Origin of the sequence: Rhodopirellula sp. MGV (genome assembly GCF_002251265.1) — a bacterium.
Classification (GTDB): Bacteria; Planctomycetota; Planctomycetia; order Pirellulales; family Pirellulaceae; genus Stieleria; species Stieleria baltica_A.
The window spans coordinates 50371-75306 of sequence record NZ_NPDI01000034.1 but is presented as its reverse complement, the minus strand read 5'-3'; the positions used below and the strand labels follow the sequence as shown (position 1 = coordinate 75306).

General features: G+C 55.9%; 17 protein-coding genes. 10 read left to right on the top strand and 7 right to left on the bottom strand.

Annotation, left to right across the window (positions count from 1 at the left end; all coding sequences use genetic code 11):
- Window position 1: 1 nt before the first annotated feature.
- From CGZ80_RS11520 to tssK, 3 genes are all read right to left on the bottom strand, one after another.
- Complete coding sequence (locus CGZ80_RS11520) at window positions 2-1693, bottom strand: type VI secretion protein IcmF/TssM N-terminal domain-containing protein (RefSeq protein ID WP_094414462.1); 1692 nt, start codon at window positions 1691-1693, stop codon at window positions 2-4.
- A 165-nt stretch (window positions 1694-1858) separates the two neighbouring features.
- Window positions 1859-2497, bottom strand: coding sequence for a DotU family type IV/VI secretion system protein (locus tag CGZ80_RS11515; protein WP_094414460.1), 639 nt, complete (start codon window positions 2495-2497; stop codon window positions 1859-1861).
- A gap of 118 nt (window positions 2498-2615) precedes the next feature.
- Window positions 2616-4070 (bottom strand): type VI secretion system baseplate subunit TssK, encoded by a 1455-nt coding sequence (gene tssK, locus CGZ80_RS11510; RefSeq protein WP_094414458.1) that lies wholly within the window; start codon window positions 4068-4070, stop codon window positions 2616-2618.
- A gap of 295 nt (window positions 4071-4365) precedes the next feature.
- On the opposite strand from tssK, the gene CGZ80_RS11505 reads away from it, so the two are divergent.
- The 10 genes from CGZ80_RS11505 (at window position 4366) to CGZ80_RS11460 (ending at window position 20689) form a co-directional block, all read left to right on the top strand.
- A complete protein-coding gene (locus CGZ80_RS11505; protein ID WP_094414456.1) occupies window positions 4366-9132 on the top strand; it encodes a hypothetical protein in 4767 nt (1588 codons plus the stop codon).
- A gap of 191 nt (window positions 9133-9323) precedes the next feature.
- On the top strand, window positions 9324-9806 hold the full coding sequence (locus tag CGZ80_RS11500) for an Hcp family type VI secretion system effector (RefSeq protein ID WP_143543880.1): 483 nt from the start codon (window positions 9324-9326) through the stop codon (window positions 9804-9806).
- 173 nt (window positions 9807-9979) lie between these two features.
- Entirely contained in the window at window positions 9980-11950 is a 1971-nt protein-coding gene (locus tag CGZ80_RS11495) for a type VI secretion system Vgr family protein (RefSeq protein ID WP_094414452.1), read from the top strand.
- 64 nt (window positions 11951-12014) lie between these two features.
- Window positions 12015-13148 carry a DUF2169 domain-containing protein gene (locus CGZ80_RS11490; protein WP_094414450.1) on the top strand — a complete coding sequence of 378 codons (1134 nt, stop codon included), beginning with the start codon at window positions 12015-12017 and terminating at the stop codon, window positions 13146-13148.
- A 3-nt stretch (window positions 13149-13151) separates the two neighbouring features.
- Window positions 13152-14591: a DUF2169 domain-containing protein gene (locus tag CGZ80_RS11485; protein WP_094414448.1), complete on the top strand. Its 1440-nt coding sequence runs from the start codon at window positions 13152-13154 to the stop codon at window positions 14589-14591.
- Window positions 14588-15022 carry a hypothetical protein gene (locus CGZ80_RS11480; protein WP_094414446.1) on the top strand — a complete coding sequence of 145 codons (435 nt, stop codon included), beginning with the start codon at window positions 14588-14590 and terminating at the stop codon, window positions 15020-15022. Before CGZ80_RS11485 ends, CGZ80_RS11480 begins: the two co-directional genes overlap by 4 nt.
- Before the next feature lie 48 nt (window positions 15023-15070).
- The gene (locus CGZ80_RS11475) at window positions 15071-15835 is read left to right on the top strand and encodes a hypothetical protein (RefSeq protein WP_094414444.1); all 765 of its coding nucleotides are present in this window, start codon (window positions 15071-15073) and stop codon (window positions 15833-15835) included.
- A 37-nt stretch (window positions 15836-15872) separates the two neighbouring features.
- Window positions 15873-19430: an RHS repeat-associated core domain-containing protein gene (locus CGZ80_RS11470; protein ID WP_094414442.1), complete on the top strand. Its 3558-nt coding sequence runs from the start codon at window positions 15873-15875 to the stop codon at window positions 19428-19430.
- Window positions 19431-19506: 76 nt separating this feature from the next.
- Entirely contained in the window at window positions 19507-19758 is a 252-nt protein-coding gene (locus CGZ80_RS11465) for a hypothetical protein (protein ID WP_094414440.1), read from the top strand.
- A 34-nt stretch (window positions 19759-19792) separates the two neighbouring features.
- Window positions 19793-20689, top strand: coding sequence for an Imm26 family immunity protein (locus tag CGZ80_RS11460; protein ID WP_094414438.1), 897 nt, complete (start codon window positions 19793-19795; stop codon window positions 20687-20689).
- Window position 20690: 1 nt separating this feature from the next.
- On the opposite strand, the gene CGZ80_RS11455 is transcribed toward CGZ80_RS11460, so the two are convergent.
- From CGZ80_RS11455 to mnmD, 4 genes are read right to left on the bottom strand one after another with little or no spacing between them, the layout of a single operon-like run.
- The gene (locus tag CGZ80_RS11455) at window positions 20691-21866 is read right to left on the bottom strand and encodes a cysteine desulfurase family protein (protein WP_094414436.1); all 1176 of its coding nucleotides are present in this window, start codon (window positions 21864-21866) and stop codon (window positions 20691-20693) included.
- 4 nt (window positions 21867-21870) lie between these two features.
- Complete coding sequence (locus tag CGZ80_RS11450) at window positions 21871-22527, bottom strand: hypothetical protein (protein WP_143543879.1); 657 nt, start codon at window positions 22525-22527, stop codon at window positions 21871-21873.
- A 37-nt stretch (window positions 22528-22564) separates the two neighbouring features.
- Entirely contained in the window at window positions 22565-24151 is a 1587-nt protein-coding gene (locus CGZ80_RS11445; RefSeq protein WP_094414432.1) for a methyltransferase regulatory domain-containing protein, read from the bottom strand.
- On the bottom strand, window positions 24148-24885 hold the full coding sequence (gene mnmD, locus CGZ80_RS11440) for a tRNA (5-methylaminomethyl-2-thiouridine)(34)-methyltransferase MnmD (RefSeq protein WP_158222659.1): 738 nt from the start codon (window positions 24883-24885) through the stop codon (window positions 24148-24150). Before mnmD ends, CGZ80_RS11445 begins: the two co-directional genes overlap by 4 nt.
- Window positions 24886-24936: the final 51 nt, after the last annotated feature.

Below are 24936 nucleotides of genomic sequence, written 5' to 3'. Positions count from 1 at the left end.
ATCAATCTTTGAAATTGAAGTGATAGACCAACAGTCCGATGATCGTCGCCACGAGGGCCCCGTTGATCACCATCAGCAATCGCACGCCCGTCTGCATCCGTTCTTCTTCGGCGATCGCTTCGCTGCCCCATTCCAGTTCTTCTTCTTCGTTTTGAGCCTTCTTGAACACACTGGCCAAGAACGCTTGACGATCGGGCATCGCGCCACTGGCGACGAAATAACAACCGCTGAACAGGAGCGGCTCGGTTTCACTGAGCTGAATTCCCGAGGCGTTGAGCCCATACGCCGACTGGATCAAGTGGGATAATCGCGGTTCGAACGTCGATCGGATGCGGCACAACAGCGAATACAGGTGACGGTTACCGGCTTTGTTCAGCCCGTCGCCTTCACGGAACAGCAAATACGACCAGTCTTCGAACGCTCCGCAGGCGTGCTTCACGACCGCATCAAGCTGTGGCGCGTTGGGCAAATTCCACAACCCGTAACCTTTACCGAATCGCTGGACAGACGACCGCTCGGCCCCGACACGACGCACCAGTTCACGGAACCCGGTTTCGATCTCCATCGAATCGACCACGTGAGTGACGCTGCAGCGAATCCGCAACGTTCCACGTAAACATGCCAAGTCGGCTTTGAGTGCGATCAGGATTTGGTTGACCATGTCCTGTGATCCGTCCGCCAAAAATCGGAACGGCGTCGAAACGATCACGCCGTTGATCGGACAAAGCGGGTCACGAAGTTTGCGAAACAGTCTCGCCAAGTGAGCCAACCGGCTGGTCGCCAAGCTGGCATCGGCGGAGGAAATCGAAGCGGCCGAAATCCCACCGCCTTGAGGTTTCCCGGGATCACGAACGCCGCCGGACAAATCGCCGACCATCATTGTGCCACGCAGGTCGCCGCCCGCGGGCTGGTTCGGTGTGGGGATGTTCAATGCCGCGATGGTGTTCCGCACGTCGTCGGAATACGTCCCACCGGGATTCGCAGCGGCGGGCGGAATGGGCGGTCCGCTGAACGCGCCTCCGTCGCCCATCGAGCTGATGTCCATCGTCGCGTTGGGGGAAAACGGTGGTGGCGGAGCACCGGGCAGCTGGTCAGGAACGATCGTGGCGTCACGCGGCGATCCGATCAATTTGCTGAGCTGGCAACATTCGGTGCAGACCACATAGATCGCTTGTTGGTTGGCGAACACGTGGATGGGGGCCGGACCGAGCGGATGGCGAACTGGAAACTGAGTGTTGCTGGTCGCCATAAAGGCGTTGACGTTATCGACTGTGCCCGGGCCGAGAATCATAAAGATCGGCGTCTCGGACGGATCGATCGAGTGATCACGCATTGCTTCGAGAGCACCGTCCCACACGCGATCGATCTCGGGATGCTCCGACGGTTCGCCTTCCAGCCAAAGCTTCAGTGCGTACCAAGTGATCGCGGGAATCGCGAACACCAGCAGCATCACCACGGGAAGCTCGACGGACAGAAATCCGCCGTACTGAACGCGGGATTCGGGATCATATCGAACGAACGCCCAGACGATCGCGACGACCAACAAGCCGGCCCAAAGCAACAGCGCCGCACGCGATTGCAGCGACAAACCCAACACACGTTTTGGCGTGCTGATCACACTGCTGGGAATGCTGGCCATCAAGCGGAACGGATACAGTACCGCATCGATGAAACTTCGAATGGCACTTCCCATCCTACGCTGTCCTCACAAATAACGTTGAAGCGACGGCAGCGAATGCGTCGCACTGATTGTTTTCTCGGCTTTGAATTGTGAATACCGCCAATGACCGGCCCAGCGATTGGGGCGGAGTCAGTCTGCCTTGGCGAAATAATCCAGAAATCGATTGTCGCTTCATCGTCATTCACCCAGCACCATGCGGGCGACACCGACGGTGATCACCGACAGCAGCACACAACAGATCACCGAGCTGATCATCAGGTACTTGCCTTCGAGCGGTGGTGCACCCAGACCGGGACGACCGGCTTCGCGAATCTGCGGTCGACCTTGTCCCAGTTGAATCGTCATGCCGGTGCGACGCGCCCACTCGTCCAGCGAGGCGGGGACGCCAAAGTGCTGGTGTTGGGCGGTGGCTTCTGGGTCGCCGTAAAGCCCGCGAAACCCCAGCACGACGCAGACATAAAACACTTCCAAAGCGTCTTTGCGTGGCAATTGCGACGCCTTTTGGCTCTGTTCGTAGAACTTCGAAAACGCGCTGGTGGTGTTGAAAATCTGGAACTCGAGTCGGTTCTGTTCCCACCACTGACTGCCTTCCCAGACCGCTTCGATCAGCAAATCGTCGACCCAGGAAACAAGTGCGTACTTCGCCAAACGCCATCCTTCGCCGCCGCCGAGTAGGTTTTCGGCGGAGTCCAACAGGCCGCGGATCTTCGCGTTGACGTCTTCGGGGTCGGGGCTGTGATTCAGTTCGATCTCGTCGATCACCGACGAGACGTACATGAAGATCGGATCGACCGCTTTGGCAAATTCAGGCGACATGAAACCTGTCGGAAGGGCAAGTCCAGGGTGAAATTCGAGATGGCAATGGTTGATCCGAACCGAACACGACGTTGAAACCAAGCGTCACATAGGAACAGGTGTTACTAACAAAGCGTTACTAAGAAACTGGGACCGCAAACAAACTTAGACGCAACGTGCCTTCGATTCCGTCGACGTTGATTTGCAGTTCTTTTTTCCCTTGTAGCGATTCCAAATTGGTGATCAGCGTTTCTTTAAAGCGGACGCCAAGCCGTGGCGAGTCTTCGGATCGGAGGTCTTCCCAGGCCGGACCGCTTTTATTAACGCTGTAAAACAGCCAGTTGTCACCCTGCGGCAAAGCGCGCGGGGCTTTCGTTTCCGAAATGTTCAGTCCTTCTTGACGGTATCGGAACATGAAATCAACTTTTTCACTTTTTCCCAATTTCCAGTCCAAGCGACCGGGAACGAGGAAGTCGCGACACTGGGCCGCAGTAATCCGTTCGTATTGAACGCCAATGTACCATTCCCAGCCTTGGCCCATCCATTTCTGGTCCAGCGAAACCTCTTGGCCTTTACCGGCGCCGATAAAGTCACGCCGCTCGAATTTGTATTCTTGGACCTCGGTGATCAGCGACCGGATCTCTTCACGCACCCAGCCAAAAATTCGTGCCAGATCGTCGTGGTCGTAAAGTGGAATCTCGCCCGGACGCCGATCGGGTCGGAAAATCGACAGCGCGCCGACGATTCGGCAAAGCTCGGTGTAGGCGACGTGCGGATGGACTCCACGGGCAAACGCCAGCGACCGTAGGGCGGCGAATCCCGAATTCAGCGCTGTCAGCATCAACAAACGGTTCACGTCGCCCGCTTCTGGCGACCCTTGCATGATGCCGCGTGTGTTGACCTGCTGGGCGAGCACCTCCAGTTTTTGGCCGATGATATCGTAGACCGCACGCACGTAATCGCGGGCCAGTTCCGGCCAGGCGTCACAGCCCAGCACCGGCGGGATGTAGTCGTGATCCAGCTCGGGAGCCGATTCGGCCGCACCGCTGCGTTTGATTCGCGCGATCGGCAGCGTCTCGTATCCGCCCAGGTTATCGGTGCCCAGCAAGATTTGAACGTTCAGCGAACGGAGGCTGATTTCTTGCTCGTTGCCGCCCGCGTTTTCGTCTGCCACGGTGCTCGACAGACTGACAAATCGGTGCTGACCGCCGCTTTCTTCGATCGTATTGGGGCGACCGAGACGAAGCTTGGGAACGGCCAGGTAAACGTCGATCGATTCGACTTGATCAAAGGAATCGGACAAACTGCGTTTCGCTGCACCGCCTGCTTTGCCTAAATCAACACGATCAGGTTGCGTTGCGGCGTCGATCCAGATGACCGTGCCGTCACGCAGTCGAGCCTGGCATTCGGAGAGTTCGAACTGGCCGTTGGCAATCGCGTCACGAGAAAAGCTGATCTGTCGAATGCCATAGTTGTACGCATGGTCGAGCGACACCTGTTGCCGAGCGTTTTCATCGATGCTGCGTTCTGCGGCTTGCATGTGATGCGGCCGAAGAAACATCCCTTCCAACCAAGCGACACTCTCGTTGTGCATCGGTGCTTTATTCTCCAATCAAATGGTCGGTATCATCGACTCTCGCCGTTCATGCTCTGAACCGATACTCTAACAGGTGTGGGGCAGATACGGCACTGGGTCACAGCCGGAGTCGGCATCGGGCCAGAGCCGGAGACGGCACTGGGTCACAGCCGAATTCAGCATTGGTGAATTCGACTGATTGTGCGCGATCGAATTCGCGGCGCAGCCTCCCCAAGCGGAGTGGCAAACACGAAAGGTCGCCACCCCGACGGTATGAACGTGTTTCCTTTGGCGACGAATCAACGAATCGCTCATGAGTACAGCTGGTAATTTCGGTGAACGACAGTCGTGGCGTCGCGGCAATGACAATGCTGCCGGAAAGCGTCGGACGACCAAGGCGGTACTGACGCTGATCGCTGCGTTGCTGTTGGCCCTGTTTCTTTACATTTTGCTTCGTCCAAAACCGGACCGGAATCTGGTCACGGTCATGATTTCGCCGTCGTACAACTTGGACATCGTGACGCCGGGGCTGTATGCCGAATCGGTTCGAAACGCTGTCCGAGAACAACTCGGCGCCGAAGTTTTCGACGATTCTTCACAGACGATTCGATCTCGTTTTCAAGACACCACGAAAGTCGCCAAGTATTTCAGCGACAAAGACGACACGCTGATGGTCGTCATCCGTGGTTATTTGCTCGAAGACGCCAACGGTGATCCGGCGATCGCGTGCAGCGACCTCGGATTCGATCCCACCTCGTTGCAGCCCGTCGGCCTGTTGAAGCTCAGCGAAATCCTTGCCCCGCTGGCATCTCAAGCCCCCGAGTCGTTCACGGGAAGCCGCTTGGTGGTGCTGGACGTCGAACCATTGGCAGCACACCCGGCACTCGGCCAGTCCAACGAGTCGGTGTTCGCGAAACTGGAAACGCTCGTCCGTTCACTCGACGGACCGGCGGCAGAGCATGTATGGGTGTTGTCCACGCGCGGACCGCTACAAAATCCCGGCTGGGACCCGGCAGCGAAAATGCCGATCGCGTCTGAAGCCCTGCTCGACGGCATTGGCGGCGAAGCAGAACTTGACGGCGACGGGATCGTGACGCTTCCCGAACTTTGTGGCTATTTGGGAGATCGGTACAGCCGATTGCCGCGACGACGTGATGACGCTCCCCAAGTGTTGTTGCTTCGCGGTGGACAAGGCACCGTCACATTACAAGACGACGCCATTTCCGAGGTCTGGATCAACTATGCGACTCGATCCATCGCCAGCGATACGGACACCAACGACGAAGCACAAGAACCAGCCGAATCGCAACCCGCCGCCGAGGACACTGCGTCGGCAAACACTGCCACGGGAATCTCTCCACGCCCCGGTGCAATCGACCTTTCGATTCGAACCGTCGCTTTCCAAGCCGACAACGCAGGTACAAACACTGATGCTGCTGAGTCTCCAGTAGAGACAGCACCGGGGGACTCCGCATCGCAACCAACTGGACCGCCAGCCAATCAATCGCCCGCTTTGGCAAACGGAGCCACTCCAGGAAACGAGTCGACACCGATTGCGGAAACGTTTTGGGATTTTCGCGACCGTTTCGAAGCCGTCCCCTTTGAACTTGGCAGCGGCAATCGCGGTGAAGAAAACGCCGTTGTCAGTCCACTCGCATTGGCACCGCAGCTATGGCGGCAACTTACACTCAAAGTGCTCGCCGCAGAACTGCAAAGCTTGGATGCGTCGGCACCACAGTCGTCAACGCAGCTCGCCCAGATCGTGGTCGATGATCTGAAGCAGTTGCAAAATGTCTTGCTTGGCAAATCGACGAATGGTTCGATCAATGACGATTTGATTCGAAAGATGCGCGACTTCGTCGAGAGCGAGCAACGTCGACAACGTTCACAACGGCGCGACCGACGATTGACGGTCGCGGACGAATTACAGCACGCGATCGCGGCCGCTTACAACCGGCTGTGGGCACTGTCAGAATTTGAGCGGCAAGCGATCGTTGCCGGCACCGAGGCTCCCACCACACGCTTGTTAAGCGTCGTCAAAGTGGCCGAAAGCGTGATCGGGTCGGCAAGCGGTGGTCAGTCGCCTTCGCAAGCGGAATTCGATCGCCAACGCCGAGATCTCTTCGACTCGCTCGATAGCTTTGACCGAAATGTCGATCAGTCGATTGGCAACCTGCTGAACGAGTTCTCTCGCAATGATCCCGAGCGGACTTGGGAACTGGTTCGCACCGCCTACGCTTGGCTCCGTAGCCCGCTCCCTTCGGCCAAACAGCGGCGGCAGCTTTATCAAGCGATCACCTCGGCTCCGGTCGACAGCTCTGACCGGGTTTGGCGTGAAGTCAACGTCGCCAATGTCCGCTTGGCCAAGACGGTCGCCAATGAAGCCGATCGGCAGCGCGTCAGCCAATATGAAATGCACCTGGCAGAGTTCAACGCGGCACCGGATCCGTCCATCGCAGCCGAACGGGATGCGGCTTGGCAGCTCCGTTTGGCAACGGAAATGGACGCGGAATTTGGACCTCGAATGGCCGCGATCCTGCGTGTTGATCCGCGGCTGGGACTGCTGCCGGTCAACCAAACAGCGCTCTTGCACCGCGTTACCGCCGAACCGATTGTACGACGTCCGAACGTGGCGATCGTGGATGCCAACGGCACGCCGTTGACCGGCGATGCGGCGGTGATCCTTGGGACGTCCAACGATTCACAGACCTTAAACCTGAAAATCAATCCCGATCGACCGTCTGCCACGCGGTTGCTATTGAGTTACGCCGTTCGTTCGACCGCAAGCAGTTTTCGTGATCCGCCCGTCAATGTTGATTTCTCAATCCCGGGACAAAGCGGGATCGAGCCGGATCAAACGGTTGATGTGTCGATCGCTGCCGATCGTGATCGTGAAATCCCGGTCCGAATCACGGCCCAAGGCGTTGCCGAGCCGAATGAGTCATTGGTGCTTGAAATCCGGATTCGCGGCGACCGCACCAGCGACCAAGTCGAGGGTGTCGTCGGAACCTACGAAATTCCGATCGAATTGCCAGCCGAAAATCGCTTGATCGCTATCGCGTCCAATTACCGCGGGATCGGATGCAGTGTTCCGACCGAAAGCGGCCAAGGAAACTGGCCAGCCGGGATGTGGTTACGAACGTTTAACGATCGCAAGACACCGTTTCAATTGAGCCTAAAAAACGAAGCGGGCAAGGCATGCCGGGCGAAAGTGTGGTTGGTGCGATTGCCCAGCCCAATGCCTCAAGATGTCCGTGCTTATTGGCCTGATTTTGCCCAGCAGCGTTATTCGGATCCGGCCGATGGGCGTGTCTTGGACAACGACGGTCGTATCGAAGACCGCTTTCTGCGTCCCGAACGCATCCTGATGGGGCCAGCCGTGATCGGAATCCCTGCGGATCGCCAGCCCGTCCCGGTCAGCTTTCGCCCCAGCAATCCTGCCCAACCCGATGCACCACCACCAGCACCCCCTTCGCAGCCTGCTGTTGACGGAATGGACATTAGCCACGGGATGGCATTGGTCTGTCGCTTGGTGGATGAAAAAGACCAGCCACTGGCCGATAAGGATCAAGTCATTTACTTGGTCGCCAAACCTTGGGCACCACACGATTACCTGGATACCCAAGTCAGTTATGAAGGCGGGCGGGTGGAGGTCAACGCTCGACTGTTGAAATCGATCGACGGCGACCAAACCGATGACGAGATTCCGGAGATCGCCACTCGGCCAATCACAGTGACTTGGCTGGAGGATGACCAATGGGAGAGTTTCCAGCCGGGCACTTCGAAAGCTCCCGATTCACGGCCTTTGCGTTTACGTGGGACTGCCGGTGAACCGGTCGGATTCATCAGCGTGCCTGTCGATTCGCGTTCCAACCGGACGTGGGTTCAACTGGATGTCGATGGTTGGCCGCGAGCGATCTCGTCCGTCGTGGAACACCAATCGGGAAGCTTGGGGCAAAGCAAGACGCGCAATTCGATCAAATTCGGTTTGCTTCGCCATCTCAAACGTTCCGCCGGCGATCAGGAAAGCGATCCAGAAAAGCCTGGGCAATCGATCTTCGCCCCACGACGCGAGGTTTACTTTCAAGGCGGCGGCGCGGCTCTGCGCACAACCTTGCAAGCGGACTTTTTCAAAGGTGATTTCACAGCCGAAAGACAGCCTCAGTTGCGTTTCGAAGTCGAAGGCCGTCCGTATGCGACCTACTTGACCGACCGGATCGTCAAAACGGAGCTTGCCGAAGCGACGCTGGATGGCGTGGTGACGCTGAAAACAACCGTTACCGACATCAGCGAAGATCTACCGCAGGGGCAATATGCAACTGGCCAGGTTCCGCTGAATGCGAGTTTGCTACTCGGCGGACGCGAAGTCGAAACCACCGCGATCAACGCGATCTTTGATTCTTCCGCGCCGAATTGGATTTCGGTCCGACCGGCCAGTTCGCACAAAGGTCCGCTTCAACAGGGCACCACGGTTCCCTTTACGATCTCGGCACGCGACGAAGGCCGACTGATGTCGGGAATTCGAACGATCGAGTATGGCCTTGATACGACCGGCGATGGGCAGGCCAACACGCAGCGTGGCAGCTACACGTTTGATCCGCCGGTGACAAACGACGCGGCGATGATTCCCGTCGCTCGCACGGCGTTCAAGTTTCCGCTCGCACAGCACTATCACATCGTGGTCCGTGCAACCGACGCGTCGGGAAACTCGTTCGAATCTCAAGAACCGATTCAAGTCGTCAAAAGCTCGGAAGGGGCGGTTGCCGATGGTATGACGACGCCTAAAGCCGCGCCAAAGAAAGGCTGGCTGCATGGAACGATCAATACGGGCGCCGGGATGAGTGGCGACCTGACGCTTTCACCGGCACCGCGCGGGGTCAACATGAAATCGAAGTTCCTTTCGGGGACCGACCGCAGTTTTAACTTTGGCGTGTTGCCTGAAGGCGAGTACACACTGAAATTTAGCGGTTCGATTAGCAATCGCAGTCGGACGTTGACTTGGGAGGGATTGAAAATCGACACCTCGGCCGGGAAGGCAAACCCGGTTGCCTTGGAAATCTCCCAGGCAAAGTCCGAGTGACCGCTGACGGACGATTTTGAACCCGTTTTTTACGGGCTAAAAATTGCCTGGCGAAAAAGTCAGAAAAGTTTTTTGGTGGGACGAAACTTTCCAGGGCAGAGGTCGAGAACGGTAGTGTGCATGGCGGCGAGACAAATCGCCAAGCAAAAATCACACCACTTTCTGAACCTTCCGAAACACAGGAATCCCCAATGGCTGCTTACATCAAATTCGATGGCGTTGACGGCGAAAGCAAAGACAAAGACCACAAGGCTTGGAGCGACCTGCTGTCGTTCGGACAAGCCGTCCACCAACCCGGTGGAAGCTCCACCGGTGCATCGCGTCGTCGCGGCGACGTGATCATGGAAGACCTGACCTGCACGAAGGAACTGGACAAGGCCAGCCCAAAGATCGCCGAGTCGGTTTGCAAAGGCAAGGTCTACCCCAAAGTTGAAATCGACCTGACCGCTTCGTACAACGATTCCGGACGCGTCACGTACTACAAGTACACGCTGACCAACGTTCTGGTCACCAGCTACAACGTTAGCGGATCGGGCCAAAGCGAATCGGTTCCCGTCGAAGACTTCTCGCTGAACTTTGAAGAGATCAAAGTCACTTACACCGAGAACGACTCCAAGGGCAAGAAGAAAGGCAACGTCGAATACAGCTGGAAAGTCGAAGAAGGCGAAAGCTGATCGCAACGCCGCTGGCATCAAACGACAACGGTCCGTTCGCCGATTTCGGGCGGACGGGCCTGTTTTTATTTTGCAGGTTGGTTTCATGACTCGCCTGGTTCCGATTGTCGCCCGCAACGACAACCATTAAAAACGATTCAACTTTTCGATCCTGACGTATCTGTGACTGAACGATGACACTGCAACAACAAAACCGCCTGCTGAATCTCACCACGGCTCTTGGTGACGACGTTTTGTTGCTGACATCGTTCTCCGGATCCGAAGAGATCGGCCGGCTGTTCAATTACCAATTGGAAATGATCAGCGACGATCCGGCGATCGAAGCCAAAAGCTTGGTCGGCACGCCGATCGGCTGGAGCATCGAGCTGGCTGACAATACCAAACGCCACTGGCACGGCTACGTTAGCAGCCTCTCACGCGGTGACATCGATTCCGAAGGTCGACGAAACTACCGCGTCAACGTCGTACCTTGGCTGTGGTTTTTGACTCAGACCAGCGACTGCAAGATTTTCCAGGAAACCGACGTCCCGAAAATCATCGAATCGGTCTTCCAAGACTGCGGCTTCACCGACTTCGAATTCAAAGTCCAACTCGACCACAAAAGCTGGGAATACTGCGTCCAGTACCGCGAAAGCGATTTCAATTTCGTCTCGCGATTGATGGAACAAGAAGGTCTGTTCTATTTCTTTCAGCATTCCGAAGGCAAACATCAATTGGTGATCGCCGATCACGCGACCGCCTATTACCAATTGCCCGAAAGTACCGTCGACTATCCGGACAACATCGGATCACACGCGATCGTCGATCACCTGACGGCTTGGGAACGCCAGTACCAATTCATCCCCGGCAAATACGCCCAGACCGATTACAACTTCAAAACGCCAAGCACTTCGCTGGCCGCCGACAGTAGCAGCACCAGCGTGATCGACTTGGATAAGATCAGCGACTACGAGTTGTACGATTACCCTGGCGAATACGAAGAAAAGTCGGTGGGTGACGTCGAAACACGCGTCCGACTAGAAGCCGAAGAAACACGCTACGACATCATCTCGGCCACCAGTTTTTGCAAGACCTTTCAAGCCGGCGGGCGTTTCACGGTGGGCAAGCACCGCGACACCAGCGAAGAAGGTCAAGGTTTTGCGATCACGTCGATCGATCACATGGCCAGCGAGCCGATGGCCTATGAAACCGGCGGCAGCAACGAACTGGTGTATCGAAATAACATCCGCTGTATCCCTGCATCACGTGTTTTTCGCACTGCACGTCAAACGGCCAAGCCGATCATTAGCGGAATTCAGACCGCGATGGTCACGGGCCCGCCATCCGAAGAAATCTATCCGGACGAATTCGGACGCGTGAAGTGCCAATTCCACTGGGACCGCTACGGCGAAAATGACGAAAAGAGCAGCTGCTGGATTCGCGTATCGCAAAGCCATGCCGGCGCCGGATTCGGTGCAATCAGCCTGCCGCGGATCGGCGAAGAAGTCGTTGTCAGTTTCCTGGAAGGTGATCCCGATCGCCCATTGATCACCGGCCGAGTCTATCACGCGCAGAACATGCCGCCTTATGGGCTGCCGGACTCCAAAAACATCAGTGGCGTGAAAACCAACAGCACCATGGGTGGTGGCGGTTACAACGAACTGATCATGGACGACACCAAGAGCAAGGAGCTGATCCGGCTGCACGCTCAGTACGACATGGATTCGACGATCGAGCATGACGATCGCCAGACGGTTCACAATGATCGCTCCATCCAGGTCGACGGCACACACACCGAAACGATCAAGAAAGACACCACGATCACCGTCACCGAAGGCAACTGGGCACGCACCGTGTCCAAAGGCATGTCGGCAACAACGGTCAAAAAAGAAATCACGATCGATTCGGAAACTCAGCACATTCATGTCACCGCCGCGACCGAAATCAAACTCGAAGTCGGCAAGTCAAAATTGCTGATGAAAGCTGACGGTACGATCGAGATCAGCGGAATGAACATTGCCATCGAGGGAAAAGAATCGGTCAACATCCACGGTGCCGCTGTCACCTCCAAAGCCGACAACAACAATGTCCTCGAAGGCGCGATGGTATTGTCACAAGCGAAAGCAAACAACATGATCAAAGGCGGTATGATCATGCTCAACTAATTCGGCAGCGCTGCCAACCGATGCCCTGCCGAGTTGATCCATCCAACGTTTGTTTGCCACCGCGATGCCCAATGCCGATCCCGAAACGCTGTCCAGTATTGACGCCCCGACCGTAGACCTGCCCTGCGTGGTTTTGCCAAGCGTCGATGACCAGCGTCACTCGGTCCTAGCCGTTGTCACCAAGCAAACGTTTGACATCGCCAAATCAGGAAAGCTTGTCCCTGCCGAGAAGCCTGCCGTTATTCAGCAGGCAGACCAATTCTTTGACGAAGGCGACCCAGAAACCTGTTCGGTCCAGTTCGAATCGGACCTGGCGCCATTTAAAACGGTGACGGATGTCGTCGTGCTCGGCTCTGCACACGCGCCAGACGAAAAGCCACTTCGGCAACTCGACGTCGCCGTTGATGTCGGTACGAAACGAAAGTTGATCCGCGTCTTTGGCGATCGGTTTTGCCGCTATCGGGATGGCGAGTCACCGGAGTTTTCTGCGCCGGAGCCTTTTACGGTGATGCCGATCCGTTACGAAAACGCTTACGGCGGCGTCGATCGCGTCAGCGAACCCGGACTGGAGTTCAGTTATCCGCGGAATCATGTGGGCAAAGGATTCGTCTGCAAAAACATCCCCGAAGCCATCGAAGGGTTGGCACTGCCCAATCTGGAAGACCCCAATGACCTGTTGACGCCACAGCGGTTGTGTTTGGAATCGCTAACGTCCTGGAATGAACAGCCACTTCCGCAAGGGTTCGGCTGGTTTCAAAAAACGTGGTACCCGCGATGTTCTTTCGTCGGCGCGGTCCCTGGGTTCGTCGATCCGGACGAAGTCATGCGTGAAGAAACGCTCGGCCTGGTTCCAAAAGGTCAAATTGCGTTGGCTCGCCAATTCAAACTGCCCAGTTTTGATATCCGCTTTAACAGCGGTGCGTCAGTCGGATTGGCGTTTGCGCCGTTTCGCGGTGACGAAGTCCTTACAATTCACCACATGACGCCGGACCGGATGTTGCAAGTTCAGCTGCCGGGCCAACCGCCACAGGTCACTCTGAATTTGGGAAAAGGCGTTCAGCAACTCGATCCGGTCTTGCACACCGTTTGTGTTCGCGTCGAAGATCGCCAAGTCGATTTGGTTTGGCGTGGATCGCTTTCCAACCCCGATCGCAAGTGGCTGACAAAACTGCAAAACCTGGAGGCGTTTGCCCGGTAAATCATGCGTATTATCTTGACCGTCATCGCCGGCCCAGGGACTGGGCAAAAGCATTGGAGACGCAATCGCGGTGTGATGACGATCGGACGTACCGAATACGCCGACTTCGTGATTGCCAATGACCCCGCCTTGTCGAGTGTCCATTTCGAATTGCGTTACAGCGAGACGGAATGCTCCATTCGAGATCTCAACAGCAGCAACGGTACCTCGGTCAACGGCCAGCGGATCACACAAGGACCGCTTTCCCATGGCGACCGAATCACCGCCGGAGCCAGCCAATTCGAAGTCACTTTGGAAGGCATGGCGACGCCCGCGGCAGCGGTTGACGCCGAAGCTTCTGAACAGTCCACCGGAACCGACGGACGCGAGGAGCAACAGATCGTGTTGCCAGGGCAAACGCCGACGGGCCAACATGTGCTTTCGATTCTGCTGAAGCGGACGTACAACCTGAAACAAAACGCACGCTGTGAACGGGCCGAAGAAGACGAACCGATCAACCCGGCTGACTTGTTCTACGGCGACCCGATGAACACCTCGGTCAAAATGGAAGGCGACTTTGTCCCCTTCAAGCTGGCAACGGATGTCGTCGTGTTGGGCAGCGCCTACGCGCCCGGTGGCAACCCGACTCGCCAAATGATCGCCTCGCTTTCCGTTGGCAACATCGAAAAGAGGCTGTTGGTCATCGGTGACCGAAGCTGTGAGTATCGGATGGGCAAGGCTCCCGTCATTTCCGATCCGCAGCCGTTCGAATCGGTTGAGCTTCGGTATGAGAACGCTTATGGCGGCGTCGATGTCTACACCGATCCAGCGGTGGCCTATCCTTACCCACGAAACCATTTGGGCAAAGGTTTCGTCGTCAAAGCGTCCAAGAAAACGCTTCACAAATTACAGCTTCCCAATCTGGAAGATCCCAACGATCCACTGACCCCCGACCGATTGTGTGTGGGTGAGTACGCACAGTGGGAACGTCAGCCAATGCCACAAAGCTTTGGGTGGTTCTCGAAGTATTGCCAGCCTCGTGCGAAGCTTGCCGGGATCATGCCAGCCGACCGAGCGACCGAGCAGGAGTTGCGCGCGATCTATGCGCAGTCGATTCCCGATGAGCAGCGTCAACAGTACATGGATGCTCAAATTCCGGACATGGACTTTCGCTTCTTCAACGGTGCGTCTTCCGGATTAGCAATGGAGTTTCTGCGAGGCAACGAACGTGTTCGCACCGAAGGTTTGACGCCTGAGGGTGCGTTCGATTTTCATTTGCCAGCCGAACGGCCGCGAATGGGATTGGACATCGGAAGTGGATGCCAGCAGCCAGACGTGGTGCTGCACACGGTGCAAATTCGAATGGAAGAACGCCAAGTCGACTTGGTTTGGCGAGCTGCGGTTCCTTATCCCGGAACGGATTGGTTACCCGAAATGCGAACGATGGAGGTCACGATTGAATGAGTGAAGTCACTCCCTCAAACAGCAGCGGATCTTCGATCCGGCAGGCGACATTTAATCAGCCAGCGGGGCCGAATCGGTTCATCTATTTCTTTTCGGCGATCGTGCTGTGCAGCGTGGTCGCGTATTACTTGTTCGCGGCAATCAATACGAACGGCTTGCCGACGCATCAGGGCACGGCAACGGTCCTGGACAAGTATTTTCAAGAAGGCGGCACGAGCAGCTTTACCCAGCCGATCGGCAACCAACAGATTGTGCGTGTGACCGAGACGCCTGAGGCGTATGTCGTAAAACTTGAAATTAACGAGCAACAAACCGATTTCCCCCTCGATAAAGAAGTTTACGACCGTGTTTCTGCGGGGGACACACTGTCGGTCGAATACCAAATCACACGTCTAACCGGATCGATCCGAGTCACCAAGGCGAACCCCTGAAGCAACGGATTGTTGTGAATCGATTTCCGCCAGTGATCGAGAAAAATCATGTCACATTATCCCGCCGCAAAACTGTTTGATTCGGTTGTTGGCGTCGACGTGCACGCTGTCGTTGGCCCACCAGTGCACCCGTATTTTGGACCGATTTACCTGTGGCACACGCCGTCGTTTCCCAAAGCAGACGTGCTGATCAACGGGATGCCGGCCTGTGGCGTCGGCGCGATGGGATACTTTTTCCACGTGCCCCAAGGCCCACCGGTTCCGCCCACACCGACCAATACGCCGTACTGGAAACGGTATTTGATGAACGTCGCGATGGGCACCACGCTGATGACGTTGACGATTTTTGCCAACATCGCGATCGCTGCCATCGCAGCGATGATTCCCAAGCCAAAGAGCGTTGAGAAGTTTGTCAAAGATGTCACGGGGATCGACACGACGAACACGATCACGACGATGTCCACGATCAGTACGAGCTTCGGCGCATACACCCAGTGGATGACTTGGGCGAAATTGTTGATGCCTCCTGTGCCGTATCCTGGTGCCCAAGGTTCGACGGCGGTGGGCAGTCCAACGGTGACCGTCAACGGCGGACCGCTGGCTTTCGTGTGCCCGCTGATGGCGACCAGCTGCAGTGACATCCCGGTCGCCCCCAACGCGGCAACGATCGGTTTTTCCAACGTACTGGTCGGCATGTCGATGGCTCAGCTCGCTCAGCAGTTGGCCGTCAGCACGGCAAAGTCTGCTGTCACGGCGAGCTTGCAAGGCGGCCTGAAGCGGATGCAAGGCCGCGATGACTGCGGCTGCCGTTAATATCTGAAACAGCTTTCTAGAAGCGTTGGGACATGAGATGAGCGGAAAGCAAGGCAGCGTCAGTGCGGGCCACCCAGTGGATGTTGCCACCGGGGTACTGTTCGAAACGAACAACGACTTTTTTCTGAACGGACGCATGCCGCTGGAGTTCAAGCGGCACTATTCGACGGCGCTGTTGGATCAAAGTCCTGGCGTGCTGGGACCAGGCTGGGCCGGTTCGCTGTTCTGTGAACTTCGGATTGGCGATTCCGCGATCGAGTTTGTCGACGAATCCGGTGGAGAGATCCAGTTTGGCTGCACGCTTGATGAGCTGAGAAACGGAAAACCTGTTCGCGTCCCGGGGGCATTCCTGGAACTGCGACGTGATGAAACCGGCAAGCTTGTCGTCACGTCGTGGAATACGGACACGTTTCTCGTCACACGTTATCTTTTCGAATCAGTTGAACGTGGCGTGTCCAAGCTGCGCTCGATCGAGAACACGGCCGGCTTTGGCATCGACCTGTTCTACAACGAGCAAGAGCAACTGGTGCGTGCGGCACAGCGCCGCGAACGACGTGCGATCGAGTTGGATTACGACATCGTCGGCCGACTAAGTCGACTGTCTTTGCGAGGCAGCGGCGGTGAATCACGTGCTCTGATGCATTATGAATATGATGCGTCGGGACGCCTTCAAGCGATTCGGGACCCAACGGGCGCGACCGAGCAATACACCTATGACACAAACGGCCGGTTAACACGGATCGTACAAAAGGATGGTGCCGTTTGGTCGTTTCAGTTTGATGATCAAGGCCGCTGTGTTCTTGCGACTGGTCTGGAAAACTATGACCGCAAGAGCTTCCGCTACTTCGACGCGACGCGGACAACAGAGGTTACCGACAGTCATGGCTTGATCACCAAGTACCACTGGCTGCCGTCTGGACAAGTCTGGCAACAGGTTTCGCCCTCGGGCGCCAAACAGTTCACACGCTATGACGAATTCGGGCGAATCACCGAAACCGTCGATGCCGTTGGCGGCATTGAGAAAAACGAGTACGACGAAGATGGTAACCTCGCCAGTTCGGCAAACGCACTCGGCCAAGTCACCGCGTATTCCTACAACGAACGTCGCCAAATCACTTCGGTGACGCTTCCCAACGGCGCCGTTATCGAACGACGCTACGACCGCAGCGGAAGAATCATCGCGGTCGATGGGCCGTGCGATTCCTCCGGCCAGTTCACCTGGAACCGCAGCGGGGATTTGGAACGCTACACCAATGCGCGTGGCGAGTTCCAACACTTTCAGTACAACGGGTCAGGCGATCCAGTTCGCACCGAAGATTGCGACGGGACGGTTGTGCTGTTCGAATACGACGGCTTCGGTAAAAAAGTCAAACGCATCAACCAGGAAGGCGGCGAAACCGAACTCGCGTACGACAGCATGTTCCGTCTGGTATCGATCGGAACTCCCGGCGGCAGTATGTCGCGCTTTCGATATGACCGAGCCGGAAATCGAATCCGCGAATCCGGTTCTGACGGGTCTGTCCGCACGTTGACCTATGGAACATGCGGGCGGTTGGCTGAAGTTGTCGAAGCAGATGGTCGGCGAATTCGCTATCACTGGGATACGGAGCCTGGGCGATTGCTAAGCCTTTCGTCCAACGAGACACAAACGTATCGGTACGAATATGATGTCGACGGTCACGTGGCTCGTGAAATCGGATACGACGGCCGAACGTTAACGTTTGATCGCGATCCCGCCGGCCTGATCCGCCAAGTCACTAACGGTGCGGGCGAAGTCACCGAATTTGAACGCGACATCGCCGGTCAGATCATTCGCGTCATCAACTCCGACGGCGAGACGAAGGAGTACGAATACGACGAATTGAACTTGATGGTTTCGGCCGTCAACGACGCCTGCGAGGTCAAGTACGAACGTGACGAACTGGGCCGTATCCTGGTCGAATCGCAAAACGGCATCGCGGTCAAAAGCGCCTACGACGGATTTGGGATTCGGACAAAACTTGAATCGGATCTTGGACTGGATGTCGCGTTCAACTATCGATCGGCACTCACGCCCGAATCGGTGCAAATCAACGGCACCGAAACGTTTCACCTCGAACACGATTTCGCCGGTCGCGAGACGAAGCGGTTGCGTGATGACAGCTTCGAGATGCGTTTGGCCTATGGCAGCGAGGGCCATCTACTCGAACAGTGGGTCGCACGTCCCGGCGAACACCCGGCCGAGTCCGAGACACTGCACCTGTCCGATTCCGTTCTCGCTCATCGTAGGTACACGTACGATGACGCTGGCGAAGTGGGACGTCTGGAGGACGCCCGGCGGGGCACGACCGAATACCAGTACGACGCTGTCGGCCGATTGACTGAATCGCGCCGCGAACGTGGGGCGAGTGAACAGTTCGAATATGACGGGCGAGGCACGCGCGCGAGCTGGCAGATCACCGGGGCGACATCGGAAACCGACGGCCAGTATTCCGTCGAAGTCGGCTTGGCCAACCAAATCCTTTCTCAAGGTGAAGCGGAGTACGTCTATGATTCGGACGGACGGCTGGTAAGAAAGGTTTGGCGTCCTGGCACGGAGCAAGAAAAGGCTTGGCAATACACCTGGGATAGCGAAGGGTTCTTGCGTAGCGTCACTTGTCCGGACGGTGACGTCTGGACGTACGAGTACGACGCGCTTGGGCGCCGTGTCTGTAAGTCAGGACCAGATGGTGACGTGCGTTTTGTCTGGGACGAGCGATTCATCATCCACGAAATCCGTGACCAGGAATCGGGCGACTTCGATACATGGGTTTACGAACCCGATGGCCTGCGCCCGTTGGCAACGATCCAAAATGGTCGCTGCTACGCGTGTATCACCGATCAAGTAGGAGTGCCTCGTGAATTGATCGATGATCGAGGCAACGTCGTTTGGCACGCGGACTATTTGGCTTGGGGCTCGACCGAAGCTCAAACCGGTGACTCGGTCCGTTGTGACTTGCGTTTTCCTGGTCAATGGTTCGATGCGGAAACGGGACTGCACTACAACCGCTTCCGCTACTACTGTCCGGAGACGGCGACGTACTTATCACGCGACCCGATCCGCCTCGATGGAGGGTTGCTGGAATATGCCTATGTTCCGAACCCCTGTTTGTGGATCGACTTTTTCGGTTTGGATCCCAGTGGGGTCAGCACCGGCCCGCAGGACGAAACCGTTTATGTTGTCCGCGAAGGCAATCGTCCCGATGGCGACGTCATTTACGTCGGCATCACCAAACAAGACGTTTCGGCACGTCAAACACAACACCGCCAGGATCCGGAACGCAAGAACTGGGTCTTGATGCCGCTGACCGATGCCGAGGGCAGCGAAATCCGTGTTCGTCATGGCGTAGCGAAAGGAATTGAACAAGGATTGATCGACCACTATGGTATTCAGAAACCCGGACCGACACAGGGTTTGAAGAAAGGCCCCCTGGTTAACGAAATCAACAGCATGGCGCCCAACCGGGACCCAAAGGTCAGGAAACCACGGATGAAGGCGGGCAAGCCCTACGTGGATGAGTTCCTCAGCAACGAACAGAACAGCGACAAATCGAAACGGGGCCAGTGCTCGAAATAAGTCCGTGCTCCAACTATCCAGGTCCGCAATTCACCCGTGCGGCAAAACACTTGGTCACCGAAGAACGAAGGATCTGATGGCAAACGCAAAGTGGACGAGCCTGACCAAAGGCAAGCAGACGATCGAAACCAGCGATGCTGCGGAACGATTGACGAACGAATTTTTGAATCAGTTTGCGGACGAATACCAACAGTCTGAACTCGCACGAGCACCAAAGCTAGACGAACTGATGCTCAGTTTAAGAATGGTGCTGGCTGCCGATTCACAGCGCTACTGCGCCGAAGGCGCGGACAAAGACGTCGTCGCAATCACAGCCAAAACGAAATAAGCATGCGATCCGTTTCGGATCAAAGGAGTCAACGATGGGCTGGTTAACAGCAAACAAGGATGCCGCTGGTGCAGACGCGGACGGGCTGGCATTCAGTGACAGTGGTTTGGATGCCTGCAGTGATTTCCTGCAGCAGTTTGCAACACATTACCAAGACGAACTCGGGCGGCTGCCATCCGTAGCCGAAATCGCGTTTCATTTGGAAACCGCATTGAACGGCCAATTGTCGGAGTCGCTGGACGACGAAATCAAATCAGTCGCTGCCATCACGATCAAAACCAAGAAACGTCCCGCAAAACCCAAAGCGGTGGTGGGTGATTTCGTGGCGATCCCGTTGGTACGTGACAAATTCGCGGTAGGTCAGGTTGTCGAAGTTCTTAAACGCGACGATGTCGTCATCGAACTGCTGGACTTGTTGACCAACGGCATGCCCAATCTCGCGGCTGCCTCCGAAGCCAGTCCGCTGTCCCAATTTCGAATCGAGCAAACCGGTGTTCATTGGCAGCACTGGAAAATCATCGGAAATCGCGATGTGCCGTCGAACTATGCCGTGAAAAAGGTCGCCTATAGCCTGCCATGCTTTGTCGCCGAGCTCGAATTTGTCGATGCGTTGCGTTCGCAAGGTAAACTGCCAAGCGACTTCAAACTCTATGCCGACTTGAACGCTTCGCACCCAAGCCTTCAGGAAAGCGAATTCGCAGCGATGACTGAGATCATGTCGTTCTTGCAAAAGAAACAGCTCCTCAGCAACGAGGGGTTGGCCGAGTTTGCGGACGGCAAGCTGCCCGGGGACTTTTCATTGCACTCAGGGCTTTTGACCAAATCCGGTATCGAGTTTTACGACAAGGTGTTCAAGAAAGATTTGCAATCAGGATACTTTTCGAAAGACACCACCGCTCGGATCGAGGCGTTCTGGGACGAAAACCAATAGGTTATTTGGTACGGAGACTTAGGACCGCGTCGGCGACGATTTGAGCAACCACGCCTGCGCTCGGTTGCTCCTCCGCGGCGCAATTCCAATCTCGACCGAAACTAAATCGGATCGCGTCGCGACAGTCTTCTGGTGACTGCCCCATCGCTTCTAGCACATGACTACCCTGGTTGGGATGGCTCGCACAAGCCGATCGTTGGCTGACGGCAAGTTGTTGCATTTCACGAATGAGTTCCTGGCCACAGATGCTAGGAAAACGAAGGTTCGAGATGGAAGGGATTCGTGCCGCATCTCCTCCGTTCACGACAACGTCCGGCAACAAGTCGATCAGAGTGCCTTCAAACGTCGAATGGTACTCGGTCAGCCAAGCTTGGTAATCCGCGAGACCTTTGCCAGCGAGTTCGCAGGCTTTGCCAAACCCAACGATCGCGGCAACGTTTTGCGTCCCACCGCGAAGGCCGCGTTCCTGCCCGCCGCCATCGATCAATGGTGCCAGGGGAATGGCTTCGATTCCGCCGCGAACGTACAACGCGCCGATGCCTTTGGGTCCGTAAAGTTTGTGTGCGGAGAACGCCAGGAAATCGACGGGGATTTCACGAACGTCGACTTCGATTTTGCCAACCGATTGAGTCGCATCAGTCACTAAATACGTGTCGTGTTGGTGCGTGATCTCGGCCAATGCATCGATGGGAAAAAGCACGCCAGTTTCATTGTTGGCATGCATGGCGACCAAAGCGAGGGTGCTTTCGCGCTTGATCGCGGCGTTGACTTGAGCGAGTTCAAGCTGCCCGGATCGATCGACCGGATTGACGACGGTCTCTGCAATTCCAAGTTGTTGCAGACGCTGGCATGTCGATCGAACCGCAGCATGTTCAACGGCTGTCGTAACGATGGTCCACCGGCATGCTAGCCGCTCGATCATCCTTCCGAACGCTAAGCCCTTTATCGCTAGGTTGACTGACTCTGTTGCACTACCGGTAAAGATGATTTCTTCTGGCGACGCATTGATCAGGCTGGCAACTTGTGACCGTGCCCGTTCGATTGCATCGTTCGCGTCCCAGCCCATCGCATGGTCGCGACTGTTCGGATTGCCAAATTGCTGGGTCTGAAAAGGACTCATCGCATCGGCGACGCGTGGATCCATTGGTGTCGTTGCTGCGTAATCAAGGTAGATCATGATGCTACCCCTTGAGACGAACAATCAACCAGACGGCCAAGGTAACAACAAAACCCAAAATGGTTGGCAAGCCTGGATTGGTGAGCATCAAAATACCCAGACCAAGGAGTGTGGCAAACAAAAACGATCCTATGACAATGTGAAGCCATTGGTGGCGCATGCTGGATTGAATGCCCCGGCGAATCGATAGCAGTTCGAGCGGATCCGATGCGGCTTCGAGCGACGGTTGGATTTCTTCGAGCATCGCGAGCATTGATGCGAGCGTTTCTTTGGGAATACTTGGATTGGTGCGAAGTGCTTCCATCAACACTCCGATTCCAAATCGCTCTTCCTCAAAACGACTTACGACGCCGTCGAGCCAGCGGTGAACGGCAACGCTGTCACGTGCGAGCGATCCGCCGATGATTACGACGATTGCCAGCCAAGCGATCAACACCTCTAGCGACCAAACCAGGATAGCTGTCATCGCAACGAGAAAGAACCAAGCGACGATTGTGATGACTAAATTTCGATGTCGCCGCGAACGTTGTTCGATCGCTACCAAGGTCTCACGAATCGCTTCGGTTAACGAGCAATCCGCCGGTGCCGATCCGATTTGCACGTTGCCGGAAGACTGAATATTGGCGCCCGAGATTTTAATGTTGGGGGTTTCGTCGGTCATGTGAGTTAGTGTTGCCGTCGAGGAAGCCGGCTGCAAGTCATCCGATCAAGAGGAAAGCGAAACGAAGTTGATCGATCGCCCAGCGAACACAGTGTGTTGTCACGTTAGCATCCGGAGGCAGCGTTTTCATGGGCCGACTCGGACACGCAAGTGTGCCTTTCACAACGGCGTCGCGAAGCTGATCTGCGATTTGATCGATGGTGCGACTTCCGTCACACCAACGAGTCACGGCCCGACAGAACTCGTCAAGCTTTGCGACTTCGTGTTTTTGGTTGGTGACATAACCAAGTGTTTCTGCCTGGAGCCGCGCAAGTGGCGTCATCGCGGGACGTTGGCTGACGAACGCCTGGAATGTCGGATTGGATGAATGAACGTCGACAGCGCGTGATGCGAAACAACGTATCAAGTGTTCGCCGAGCTTCATCCGCATCAGCGAAGTCTCTTCGGAGGATGCATTTTGAAGGCTAGCGAGTTCCGCAGCACGTTCGAAAATTGTTTCGAACGGCAACCACTCCGGCCAAGCTTCTGAGAGTACGACGTGCGCCGCTTTGATGATCGCGCTCGCCGAACCGACCGCGATTCCTGATGCGACGAACCTCGCACGAACGCCTTCAATAAGATCGACCGAATCGGATTCCGCCCGGACTGGCGACGCGAAATGCAATTCTGCAGCGACGGCTGGCGTCAGCGATCGATCAAGCGAAACATCGCGGTGACAAAGCAGTGTCTGCCGAAACGTTCGGTTCCGCAGGAAATCCATGTACTGTTCGATTTGTATGATGTCTTGCGAAATCCGCTGCAGCGTTTCGTCGACCTGCTTATCGAAGTTACATGACGCCATTGACGCTAGATCAGATTCAGCAAGGTATTGCAGTCCATGTGATTCGGCACGCTCGACAAACTCGTGAAAAAGCGTTGGTTCGTTGATACCCGCCAGTAAGTCGTGAAAGAGATACGAATCGTCCGACTGGTCAAATAAATCGATTTCTTGTTGCAGATATGCACCGTAGGGATTGTCCTTCGTCGGGACCGAATCGCCCAGAAATCGCAACAGTCCGCGAGCTTGCGCGATTTGCTCACGCGGATCGGTAAATTGTTTTGTGTGATACACCAGCATGCTGCGAATCATGCCGCGCATGTGCCAACCGGGATAAGTATTGAAGCTGATGTAGGCAACGCCGTGCGGTTGGAGCAACGACTTGCAAAGTCGAAAGAGATACTCTTGCACCTCATTTGCCACCCAACTGAAAACGCCATGAGCGATGATGTAGTCGAACTTTCCGAAGCGATGATCCACATCCAAGATATTGGCGCATTGAAGCTGGATGTTTTTTATATCGAGTTGCTTCAGAGTCGAGTGGCCTTCGGCGAGTTCCTTTTGCGACAAATCGATGCCGACAAATTCGCTTTCAGGATACGTTTGTGCCAGCGGAATTAAATTGCCGCCCGCAGCGCAGCCGATTTCCAATACCCGTGCTCGACCGATCAGGGTTGGTTTCATTCCAAACAGCTTCGCCATCACCGCCAATCGGTCGGGATGAGTTTGGGGGAATGGCCAACTCTGGTATGGGACTACATCGTAGGCATAGTCAGACGCGTTTGGCTTAGAAGGCAACTCGCTCATTGTGGCCTCGCAATCAACACTTCGCGTTTGCCGCCCACCGGACCAGCGACACGATCAACACTCCATCCGGCTTCGGCAAGTGCGTCCCGTACCGCGCGACTGCAACTGTATGTTGTCAGTGTCCCCGTTGCCGTGATAGCAGACTTCATTTGCCGAAAACAATCGGAAGACCAAAGCTGAGGCGCGCTTTCGGGGCAAAAGGGATCGTAGTAAATCGCATCGAAGGCAGCTTCCTCACCGGGACGCCACTTAGCCGCGTCGGCAACATCGACACGCAATCTGCGGAGCCTGTCAAACGCCCATTGGTAACGGCCGGGCTGCACCGGAGTAGAAATCGACCGTCGAAAGTCTAGATAGCGATCGACCAAGTCACTTTCCTGGGTCCATTCATGCGGATTCAAATGCTGCATCGTTGTCGCCGCGATCCAATCGGTTTCCAAGGCCACGTAATCGATTTCGCTATCGCAGTGGATCGCCTCGCCGATCGTCACGATCATCCCCATCGCCGTACCGAGACCGATCTCCAATACGCGAGTTGGCCGTTGATGGGCGAGTCGTTCGGCGACACCACTATTGTGAAGGTAGACATGTCGTGTCTCGCTCAAGGCTCCGCATCCGCTATGAAACGAGTCTGATGTACCCGTGCGAAGCAGCGTCCGGCTACCGTCGTCGGTGACCAAGACGTTCAGGTCCGGTCGGTCGGTCGGAAAAGTTGCACGTTGGGGAATCGGCATGATTGGGCAGAAAGACGAAACGTGATCGCAGTTCAGCGGGCAGTGACAGAG